The organism is Campylobacter concisus, from assembly GCF_902460415.1.
Lineage (GTDB): Bacteria > Campylobacterota > Campylobacteria > Campylobacterales > Campylobacteraceae > Campylobacter_A > Campylobacter_A concisus_Y.
Map to the genome: position 1 here is coordinate 1 of NZ_CABPTY010000009.1, position 8,692 is coordinate 8,692.

Annotated in this window: 15 protein-coding genes and 1 pseudogene; 1 reads left to right on the forward strand and 15 read right to left on the reverse strand. The window is 36.1% G+C overall.

Translation table 11 applies throughout. From position 1 onward, the window contains the following. Positions 1 to 395 precede the first annotated feature (395 nt). The 7 genes from FZ940_RS09235 to FZ940_RS09265 form a co-directional block, all read right to left on the reverse strand. Positions 396 to 1,421, reverse strand: coding sequence for a virulence RhuM family protein (locus tag FZ940_RS09235; RefSeq protein WP_223155901.1), 1,026 nt, complete (start codon positions 1,419 to 1,421; stop codon positions 396 to 398). After that, on the reverse strand, positions 1,406 to 1,687 hold the full coding sequence (locus FZ940_RS09240; protein WP_148822328.1) for a type II toxin-antitoxin system RelE/ParE family toxin: 282 nt from the start codon (positions 1,685 to 1,687) through the stop codon (positions 1,406 to 1,408). Before FZ940_RS09240 ends, FZ940_RS09235 begins: the two co-directional genes overlap by 16 nt. Continuing rightward, entirely contained in the window at positions 1,681 to 1,923 is a 243-nt protein-coding gene (locus FZ940_RS09245) for a hypothetical protein (protein WP_021083829.1), read from the reverse strand. Before FZ940_RS09245 ends, FZ940_RS09240 begins: the two co-directional genes overlap by 7 nt. A 346-nt stretch (positions 1,924 to 2,269) precedes the next feature. Further along, positions 2,270 to 2,578 (reverse strand): hypothetical protein, encoded by a 309-nt coding sequence (locus FZ940_RS09725; protein ID WP_223155900.1) that lies wholly within the window; start codon positions 2,576 to 2,578, stop codon positions 2,270 to 2,272. A 102-nt stretch (positions 2,579 to 2,680) separates the two neighbouring features. Beyond that, on the reverse strand, positions 2,681 to 3,019 hold the full coding sequence (locus FZ940_RS09255) for a hypothetical protein (protein WP_103559423.1): 339 nt from the start codon (positions 3,017 to 3,019) through the stop codon (positions 2,681 to 2,683). Beyond that, positions 3,009 to 3,251 carry a hypothetical protein gene (locus tag FZ940_RS09260; protein ID WP_148822329.1) on the reverse strand — a complete coding sequence of 81 codons (243 nt, stop codon included), beginning with the start codon at positions 3,249 to 3,251 and terminating at the stop codon, positions 3,009 to 3,011. Before FZ940_RS09260 ends, FZ940_RS09255 begins: the two co-directional genes overlap by 11 nt. Then, positions 3,248 to 3,490, reverse strand: coding sequence for a hypothetical protein (locus FZ940_RS09265; protein ID WP_148822330.1), 243 nt, complete (start codon positions 3,488 to 3,490; stop codon positions 3,248 to 3,250). Before FZ940_RS09265 ends, FZ940_RS09260 begins: the two co-directional genes overlap by 4 nt. 166 nt (positions 3,491 to 3,656) lie before the next feature. Between FZ940_RS09265 and FZ940_RS09270 the strand changes: the two genes are divergently transcribed. Then, positions 3,657 to 3,878 (forward strand): helix-turn-helix domain-containing protein, encoded by a 222-nt coding sequence (locus tag FZ940_RS09270; protein ID WP_012140589.1) that lies wholly within the window; start codon positions 3,657 to 3,659, stop codon positions 3,876 to 3,878. A 199-nt stretch (positions 3,879 to 4,077) separates the two neighbouring features. Here FZ940_RS09270 and FZ940_RS09275 read toward each other — a convergent pair whose 3' ends face one another. The 8 genes and pseudogenes from FZ940_RS09275 to FZ940_RS09550 form a co-directional block, all read right to left on the reverse strand. Then, positions 4,078 to 4,944, reverse strand: a complete 867-nt coding sequence (locus FZ940_RS09275; protein ID WP_148822331.1) for a TIGR01777 family oxidoreductase — start codon at positions 4,942 to 4,944, stop codon at positions 4,078 to 4,080. A 100-nt stretch (positions 4,945 to 5,044) separates the two neighbouring features. Next, positions 5,045 to 5,173 (reverse strand): annotated as a pseudogene (rpsR, locus tag FZ940_RS09280) (30S ribosomal protein S18); the annotation flags it as partial. A 686-nt stretch (positions 5,174 to 5,859) separates the two neighbouring features. Beyond that, the gene (locus tag FZ940_RS09285; RefSeq protein WP_148822332.1) at positions 5,860 to 6,624 is read right to left on the reverse strand and encodes an aspartate carbamoyltransferase; all 765 of its coding nucleotides are present in this window, start codon (positions 6,622 to 6,624) and stop codon (positions 5,860 to 5,862) included. A 50-nt stretch (positions 6,625 to 6,674) separates the two neighbouring features. Next, positions 6,675 to 7,484 (reverse strand): phage antirepressor KilAC domain-containing protein, encoded by an 810-nt coding sequence (locus FZ940_RS09290; protein ID WP_148822333.1) that lies wholly within the window; start codon positions 7,482 to 7,484, stop codon positions 6,675 to 6,677. After that, positions 7,462 to 7,698 carry a hypothetical protein gene (locus tag FZ940_RS09295; protein ID WP_148822334.1) on the reverse strand — a complete coding sequence of 79 codons (237 nt, stop codon included), beginning with the start codon at positions 7,696 to 7,698 and terminating at the stop codon, positions 7,462 to 7,464. The genes FZ940_RS09290 and FZ940_RS09295 overlap by 23 nt, the downstream gene beginning before the upstream one ends. A gap of 3 nt (positions 7,699 to 7,701) precedes the next feature. Beyond that, the gene (locus FZ940_RS09300) at positions 7,702 to 7,959 is read right to left on the reverse strand and encodes a hypothetical protein (RefSeq protein ID WP_148822335.1); all 258 of its coding nucleotides are present in this window, start codon (positions 7,957 to 7,959) and stop codon (positions 7,702 to 7,704) included. Then, entirely contained in the window at positions 7,956 to 8,168 is a 213-nt protein-coding gene (locus FZ940_RS09305; protein WP_087583607.1) for a helix-turn-helix transcriptional regulator, read from the reverse strand. Before FZ940_RS09305 ends, FZ940_RS09300 begins: the two co-directional genes overlap by 4 nt. Positions 8,169 to 8,456: 288 nt before the next feature. Beyond that, positions 8,457 to 8,692: hypothetical protein (locus FZ940_RS09550; protein WP_222862006.1), on the reverse strand; the 236-nt coding region annotated here is incomplete at its 5' end.

The window sequence follows — 8,692 nt, forward strand, 5'->3', positions numbered from 1 at the left end:
AAAATGGTGAAAATATATTAAGCAAAAGATGTAGTAAAGCACTGGTGGAGTTAAGCGGGAAATGATTTTAGCTTTAAAGCTCGTATTTATCGACTTTTAATAAAATTAAAATCAATAATTTTTACACTCATTTATACACTCTAGATTTTTAAGCTTCAAGTGTTTGATTTGTTGGTTATGAAAAGTTTAGTTTTCAATACAAAATAATTGTAAGTGCCTAAAATAGGGGATTGTAAAGTTGTAAAGTTAAATAATTTAAGTTTCGGACGCTTAAAGTAGTCGTTTTGGCTTAAGGATTAGTAATTTTTTATCTCTTTTTTGCTCGAAAACTTAATTAAGGTTATTTTGTGAAACATTACCGTCTTATTACGTTTCACGCTTCACTACGATAGGCTTTATTTTTTACCTTTAGCAATTATTCGTTTTACTTCGTCTTTAAAACTATCATCTTGCTTTAGTTCTTTAAATTTCGTATATTCTAGTTCTGCTTTAGCTTTTGCATTGTCAGCGCTAAATTTACCAAAGCCTTTTAAAATTTCATAGCCATTAAAGATTAAAAAATCATCTACTTTAATATCCCAGTCTTTCATCTGAATTACTATGCCTTGTTCTGCTTGGTTTTCTGCATAGTCAAGTAACATGCCAGTTAATCTATTAAGTCTGCTTAGCTCGTCCTCGTATAAATAATTTTTAGCTACAGCAATATCTGACTTTATCGGCTCTTTGCCTCTATCGCTTCCACTCCAAGTCGTTAAGCCCATATTTGGCTTTGTATGGTCTGCACGCTCTTTGATAATCTCCGCCGATGTCTTTTTGGTTACTGCATATTCTAGTTTATTTTGGATATTAGCAAAGAAATTTTTAGCCGTCTGCGATGTCTTATCATAATCCACGCTTAGCGCGAATAACTCCCTAACTTTTTCATAAAATAACTTCTCACTAGCCCTTATGGCTCGTATGCGTTCTAATAATTCTTTAAAGTAGTCTTTATTAAATACGTTATTACCTTGTTTTAGCCTCTCATCATCGAGCACAAAGCCTTTAATGATGTATTCTTTTAGTGTGCTAGTAGCCCATTGTCTAAACTGTGTCGCTTTTATGCTGTTTATACGATAGCCTACTGCGATTATCATATCAAGGTTGTAGTGTTCGACTTCTCTTGTAACTTCCCTGCTTCCCTCTGCTTGAACTGTCAAAATTTCTTTTACAGTTGCGTATCCTAGCTCCTTTTCGTCTAAAATATTCCTTATGTGATATGATACATTCTGCTTGCTGGTCTCAAAAATATCAGCTATTTGTTTCTGATTTAGCCATATTGTTTCGTTCTCTTTATCGGCTAATATTTGGATATTGACTTTATTGTCGCCAGTTGAATAAATAATAAAATTTTGCTCTTTGGTGTCTATCATTGCACTTCCCACTCATTAGCCTTGTAAATGCCTAGCACGTAAATAACCTCATCATCTATCAAGTAAGGTATCACATAGCCTTTAAAAATCAAGTCGCGAATGCTCTCATCGTTAAAATTAATGGACTTGCGACAAATAAAAGGCGTCTGTGCTGTGCGTTCTATCTTTGCGATAAGTTCGTTTCTAAACTCTCGCGCTCTGTTTAGGCTGTCTTTGGCTATGAAGTCAAACGTAGCTTTTAATTCGTGGTTAAAACGTGCTGTGCGTCTAACTACCATTTTTCCATCTCGGCTTTTAACGTTTCTAGTGGATAGGTTTCAAGCTCTCCGCGTCTGATAGCTTCAATATCCGCTTCATAATCGGCTATCCTTTGCTTCATCGTCTTGCCATCGTCGTAAATCGGATAATCCTCATCGATAATTAGCTTTTGATTAGTCGTATTAGCTAGAGCCTTACTTATTGCTACTATTTGGCTTATTAATGCTTCGTCTGCTCGTATTGTTAATGTTTGCATTCGTAACCCTTTCTTTTGATTATTTTAGCTTGTATTGTTAAAAGGTGGCTTAGTATTCACTTTTGGCATTCACTTTTATTTACTAACTGCTAGGATTATGCGTTTATTTCGTGCTTGCTAGTATTCGCATGGTATTCACTTAGGCGCTCATTTCTATTTCTGATTTTTGAGTTTGTGCCGATAACAGCGTTATTTGAGCTTCAACTAAGTGCTCATTTTTGTTCCTTTTTTTTAGTGGTAACTTTTCGCTTTTAGCCTTGTTTTTATCGTTGTTTGTATGGTAACTTTTCGCCGTTTCTTTGTTGTTTTATGCTTTGGTGTTTAAATAAATAGCCGTTTCTTTACATCACATTTTTACATATCGTTTTACGCTCGCCTTTGCTCTGTCTGGCTTCATTCTATTTGTCATAATCCACTTGTAAGCCTCTAGTGGCAAAGCGTAAATTTTAGCTAGCTCTTTATCGTATTTACTCACTTTCATAACTCGTAAATTGTTAATAATAGTTTCGTCCGTGTAAGGGCTATTAAATACTTTTAGGATTAAAAAGGCTATTTCGGTTAGGTAATAATCATCTGCTCGCTTCTCCCAGTCTGGGTAAAACTTATCGAGGATTTTGAAAAAGGTTTCTAGCGTGTTTAACTCTTTTGGTAGCATTGATTTAGCCTTTTTGATTTTTTTAGTATTTTATGAAAAAGGCTGCTTGTCCTCTCGTGGAGTGATGAGGTTAGGGGCTAGCCTCGCCCCCTTAGATTATGATTAGCTTGCTTGCATATCGTTTTGCAAGCTCGCACCTTTTAAGGGCTTATGCCATTTAAAAATCCCTTTGGCTTCTAAGGGATTATTTTTGTTAAAGTCCTCTTTGCTTTTATCACCAGGGCTTAGGCGGTCAAGCTGTCTTTTCAAGTGCTTTACTTGTGCTTCTGCGTGCCTGAGTTCGTTAATGTAATAATCTACGAATAGCCACGCCTTAGCCCCTGCTTGATAAATGGCTTCATCTCTGCTAACGTCCTGGCTTTGCTCTAGTGTGCTTATTAGCTCATCAAAGCTACGAGCCTTTTCAAGCTCGTATAGTCTTACGTATCTTTTAGCTGTCATTTTCTTGCTCCTTAGTCGCTTTCGTGTCTTTTAGCGAATAATCATGAAGCGTTGAGGCAATATCGAGCAAAATGCCACTTAGTAGATAAGTAGCGTTTAGCCTCTCATTGTCGTCTATGCTCTCGTGTTTATTTGCTAGTGCTAGCATTAGCGTTGATACTTGCCCTAATACGCAAGTTATTTCAACGCCTAGCTCAAAATTCTCATTGATTTCGTTAAAAACTAACTTCATTTTTGCTCCTCCTCTTTTTTCTCGGTTAGCTTTTTTTCTGCATATTGGCTTATAGCCTCTGCAATATCATCGATAACGCCGCTTAAAAAATAGCCTGCATTTATCATTACATCGCTGTTCATATTTGTAGCCTTTTGGAGGTGCGGCAAAGCTAATACTAACGTGCTAATATTGTTTAGCGCGCTTGGTATCTCGTCGGTTAAGTCTAGTTCGTCATTTATTTCAAATGTGAGTTTCATTTTTTTGCTCCTTTAAAAGTATTAGTTTTAATATTTTTTTAGCGAAATTATATTATTAATAATATTAAGTCTAGCTTAATTTAGTATTGTTTTTAATATGAATATTGTATTTTTGTATTAAAAATAATATAATACGTCAAATAATTTAAATAAGGGCTTCAAAAAAATGGATTTGCAAACTTTCAAAGCGCAGTTAAAAAGCATTGGTATTACAAAAAAAGAATTTGCCGAAAAATTAGGGCTTAGTTATACGACCGTTAATGCGTGGGGGTCGGTTCAAGATTTTCCAAAGTATGTTGATGTTATCCTAGAAAAGTGGGTTAAAGCTGATAACTTTGATAAAATCGTTGAGGTAGTCAAGCCCTACACTGAAAACAAAGAGGATTAATATCATCTTGTAACGAGTTCGTCCGTTACATGTAACGTTACACGTGTTACCGATAGGGGTGACACAGACGCCCCCTAGGGTGTCAGCTGTGACATCATTTAAAAATGAATGTGAATTTAAATATGATACTAAAACTACACAGGAAAACTTATATCAGAAACTACTAAAATTGATAAGATTGTTGAGCCTTTAAAAAATCTCAGCTTAAAATTTCACTCAAAGCAGCGTTTAAATCACCAAATTTAAACTCAAAGCCCTGTTTTAGTAAATTTACAGGTCGCACATCTGCACCTTCAAGCAATATCGCCGAGCCTTCGCCAAATTTTAGCTGCAAAACAAAGCTTGGGACATTAAAAATGGCTGGGCGTTTAAGTATGTTTGCAAGGGCCTTTGTGAAGCTTTCATTGGTAGCAAATTCTGGCGAAACAAGGTTAAAAATGCCTGAAATTTCACGATTTAGCACAAGCTCATAAGCTTTTAGCAAATCGTCCAGATGCACCCACGAAAAGCTCTGCTTTCCGCCTGCCAAAACGCCGCCAAGACCTAGCTTAAAAATCGGCAACATCTTGGCCAAAGCACCGCCCGTTTTGCCATCAACCCCTCTGCCAAGCACTACGCCAAGCCTAAAAATCGCCGTTTTCACGCCAAGCTCACTGGCCTTTAACGCTTCATTTTCCCAAGCCACCGCCAATTTTCCCAAAAATCCTTTATTAAAATTCTGCGAACTTTCATCGTGTATTAAACCGCTCTCATAAATGCCAACCGCCGAAGTTGAGATGAAAATTTTGGGCTTTTTTGAAGTCTTTGAAAGTGCCAAAACAAGGTTTTTCGTACTTACAATTCGGCTATTAAAAAGCTCATTTTTATAGCTTTGACTCCATCTTTGCGAGATGTTTGCACCAGCTAAATTTATTAGAGCATCACACTCTTGCAAAATCTCAGTCAAAGCTGAAATATCCGCATAAATCTCACGCTTTATTTTTAAAATTTCATGCCCTTTTGAAGCTAAAAACTCACACAAATTTGAGCCAACAAAACCACTCGTGCCATTTATCGCTATTTTCAAGTTTGTCCTTATCAAATTTTCTTAATTGCAATTTTCACTTTGCTTCAAAGCGTGTATTTTAAGAAGTTCATCCTTTTTTGGTTTTTTAGATTATACCAAGCATGATTTTAAATCTCTCTGACAAGTAATACTTTAAAAGTGAAGTGTCTTTGTAGTCTATAAAATCAATCTTTGCTTCTGTAAATTTGCAATTAACCCATCTCACTTTTTTTGTAAAAAAATTTCTCATTTTTAACCTTAATGTAAATATTTTTAGCCCCCTTGATATTTAATTTTTTCATTTAAGGATAAAGGGAGATTTTTTGTAACAAAAAGGTCATTGTAGGGTAGTTTTACTAGGGCACACTATACGTTGCTTTTCTTAAATTGCGATTTTCGCTCGTGCGTGGCTTGCGTGCAAAGCTATAGCCCCTCGGTGCTGGCTTTGATTTTTGATTTTAAAAGATAGACGAAAAACGCTAAAAATATGGCAAGCGGTGGCATGCTCTGCAGTACCCTTTTTTATGAAAACTTAAGCAAGCTAAAAAAGGGCTGTTTTGGCTTAAGGTTAAAAGCCGTTTTTTTGTGGAGCGATGATGTAGATTAAATCTAGGTCATCTTTTAAAGCTGGCTACGTTTAACGTATAAAGCTTTTACGTTTCACTTTCAAAGCTCGAGCCTTGACAATAGGGCTGTTTAGGTTTCATTGTTAGAGCTAGTTGGACGGATAGCCTATTTTTAGGGGTCGGCTCGCGCCCTTAATTTTAAGGGGACGGACAAAGCTCATATTTAAGGGCTTTGCTACGTAAGCCAAAAACTAGGCTAACGCATAAAACTAGGGCTTCACTCACCCAAAAATTTAGGTCAGTGAATTTATCTTGCGTTGAGGTAACAAGCTATAATCTCGCCTGATTATTATAATAGATTTTGCTTGATTTATTTAAAGATGGCTAGTTCTCTCTTGTTCTCTTTTGACTTGTAGGGTTTGATTGTGCCTTGCTCTTTGGTGGTCTTGTCTAGTATGGATTTAAACTCATCTAGGGCGTATGGGAGTTGCAAATTTAGCCTTTGTTTGAGAGGCAATGGATTATCTTTGCTTTTAGGATTTATGCTTACTACGGCTTCGGCTCGGTAGATAGGCAAGTTTAGATTATTCTTTTTTGCCTTGTCATAAAAATACACTCTAGTTAATACATCGTTGCTTTTTAGATACTTAGTATTTTCAAAGCTAATAACCTCATCGCAAAAGGCTTCAAGGTTAAAGGGGCTATCCTTGTCAAAACAAAGGTCAAGCGATGAAACGTTATTTATCACGCCTAAAAGCTCCACTATTAGCTCTTTAGGTGGTGGCGTCTTGTTATACTGCCTAAGTCCATAAACTTCAAATAACGCCTTTTGTGGTTCGTTGCCTGACGATTTTAAAGTAGCGTAAAAAATAGGCAAGTCACTAAGAGCATAAATATTTACTATCTCATAATCTCGAAACTCGTAACGGCGTTCTATCTTGACGGCTTTTGCTGTTTGCTTATCCAGCTTTTGCCACTTTTTGCCATATTTTCGAGCGATCGATTTTAAAAGGTCGATTTTTTTATGGGTCTTTTGCGTAATAGCCTTTTTGTAAAAAGTCGCCCTTATGGTGTCTATGTAAATTTTGCTTTCGGCTGTATTGATAATGCTTGCAAGTTCTGCTAAAATATCCATTGAAATTAACTTTTAAGGGCGGTTTGTCTGCTCCGCCCTCTTTGACTTAACTATTTGCTTTTTATCGCATTAATCAATCTTTCGGCTAGCTTTACTTGACCTTTTGGTGTTATTAGAGTGATAAGGTCTAAGCATTGCTCGCCGTTTGGCTTTGTAAATGGTCGTGGTTCACGTCTAAAATATCCCATATTTAGATACTTTTGAAAAGGTTCGTTATTAAACATTAAAAACCCTAGTTCTCGCATTAAAGCGAATAACCGCTTTTGTCCTGTAATTACACCTTTATTTTTATCACAAAGCAATTTAGCATATTCGCCTATTTTTAAATCGCCGTGGCTACTCTCTATTGTCTTAGCGTATGCGATATAAGGCTTATTTTCTACCGCTTGGGTTTCTAGGCGTTTATTTTGCTCTAGTGTATCGGCATATCTTAGAGCTAGCTCAGCAAGTGAGCGAGGATTATCTAAAAGCTCTTGAATAGTAGTAGGGCGGTTATTTCTGTTTAAAATAAAATCGCTCGCCCAGTCCCTAAAGGCTATTGTTTGAGGTGTTTCGGTTAGCTTAAAGCCTAGGGTTATCACGCCCTTTTTAGTCCAAAATACCATTTTTTGACTATTAGACACCCCGCCCGATTTGTCAGGGGGTGTATCATATACGCCACCTTTGCCATCGTTATACATATCTTTGTAATAATAATGCACGCCCTCGATGTATTCAGTCGCTCCCTGCGTTCTTTGTTTTCTAATAGCCTCTTGTGTAACTCCAAAGCCCTCGGCTACTTGTCTATCTGATAAGCTCCACGTGTCTTGATACTCCGAAATCTCTAAATTTAGATCATTAAATGCTACTATTGCTTTCATCGTTGTATCCTTGCTCCGTTAGTTCTCTTACTTGCTTTCTTAGGTTTTTGTTGATGTAAAATAGGTCGTAAGCCATATTTATTAGCCCTTGTGGTGCTTCTTTCACACTCGAAACGCCATAAGCTCTTAAATGGCTAGTAAATTCTTTTAATTTTTTAGGCTCAATAGCGATTATCGCTCCGCCTTTGCCTGCTGTTGTAATGCTAATTTTCATTTTTTACCTTTTTCGCTGTTTAAAAAAGCCGTTTATTAGCTTTTTGTTTTCGTCCTTTAGTTTGTTAATATCCCCTGCTAGTTGTAGCGATGTATCGTAAAAGCTAAGGGCTACATCTAACGCCTGCTTTGTTTGTTCGCTTATCTCGTCGTTGCTTATGGCTTTTGATAGGCTAGGGTTACGCTCTTTTACTATTAGCATAAAGCCTAAGTAAAAATCCTCCTCGCTCATATCGTTATATTTTGGTTTTATGGGCTTCATCTTTCGCCCCCTTGCTCTGGTGTCGCTCCGCCTTGCTTTTTATACATAAAAGCTTCGAGGTCATCACGTTTAAAGCGGATAGTTTGATTTGTGTAGATGATAGGTTTAGGGAAGTCGTCCATTTTTTGATAACGATAAAGAGTTGATAAGCCTATGCCTAGAAACTCCGCCGCCTCTTTTTTGTTAAATAAGTGTTGTGTTGGTGTCATTTTTTTATCCTTTATCTTGATTTACAAAAGCCAACGTTAAAAACTTGCAAGTGTTGTTAGTTTGCCTTGATTTGATATGAGAATATTAATAAATAAAAATATTAATAGCTAGTGTAAAAGTAGCGTTAAAATCAATGCTAGAAATAAATTTTTAGCGTGAAAAATGATGTAAAAAATAAAAAAGTTTCACGGAATTTGATGTAGATTTTTAAAAACTTGCATTTGTTGAGATGTAAAAAATAAATTTCTTACATCGAAAGCAATGTAAGAAATTTTTAGAGGTGTTTTTTATGCTTCTCTGTCGGGTTTTGTCCGTATATTTGGCTTATTGTTAAAAATATTTCTTATAGTAACTCTTAATCGTGTTATTGCTTTAGCTAACTCTAAAGGGGTAAGGTTGTTATTTTTTATATTTTTCTCTAAAAGTGAATAAAAACTTTTATCAAAATTTCTATTTGCTATTGCTGGCGTTATTGTTTTTTTTCTAGTTAAGTATATTTCATAATCAAGGGCAGATATTATTG

Coding starts and splice junctions, on each gene's coding strand:
- FZ940_RS09240 (WP_148822328.1), bottom strand. CDS start 1,687: ATGGTAGTTAGACGCACAGCACGTTTTAACCACGAATTAAAAGCTACG.
- FZ940_RS09245 (WP_021083829.1), bottom strand. CDS start 1,923: ATGCAAACATTAACAATACGAGCAGACGAAGCATTAATAAGCCAAATA.
- FZ940_RS09725 (WP_223155900.1), bottom strand. CDS start 2,578: ATGCTACCAAAAGAGTTAAACACGCTAGAAACCTTTTTCAAAATCCTC.
- FZ940_RS09255 (WP_103559423.1), bottom strand. CDS start 3,019: ATGACAGCTAAAAGATACGTAAGACTATACGAGCTTGAAAAGGCTCGT.
- FZ940_RS09260 (WP_148822329.1), bottom strand. CDS start 3,251: ATGAAGTTAGTTTTTAACGAAATCAATGAGAATTTTGAGCTAGGCGTT.
- FZ940_RS09265 (WP_148822330.1), bottom strand. CDS start 3,490: ATGAAACTCACATTTGAAATAAATGACGAACTAGACTTAACCGACGAG.
- FZ940_RS09270 (WP_012140589.1), top strand. CDS start 3,657: ATGGATTTGCAAACTTTCAAAGCGCAGTTAAAAAGCATTGGTATTACA.
- FZ940_RS09285 (WP_148822332.1), bottom strand. CDS start 6,624: ATGGATATTTTAGCAGAACTTGCAAGCATTATCAATACAGCCGAAAGC.
- FZ940_RS09290 (WP_148822333.1), bottom strand. CDS start 7,484: ATGAAAGCAATAGTAGCATTTAATGATCTAAATTTAGAGATTTCGGAG.
- FZ940_RS09295 (WP_148822334.1), bottom strand. CDS start 7,698: ATGAAAATTAGCATTACAACAGCAGGCAAAGGCGGAGCGATAATCGCT.
- FZ940_RS09300 (WP_148822335.1), bottom strand. CDS start 7,959: ATGAAGCCCATAAAACCAAAATATAACGATATGAGCGAGGAGGATTTT.
- FZ940_RS09305 (WP_087583607.1), bottom strand. CDS start 8,168: ATGACACCAACACAACACTTATTTAACAAAAAAGAGGCGGCGGAGTTT.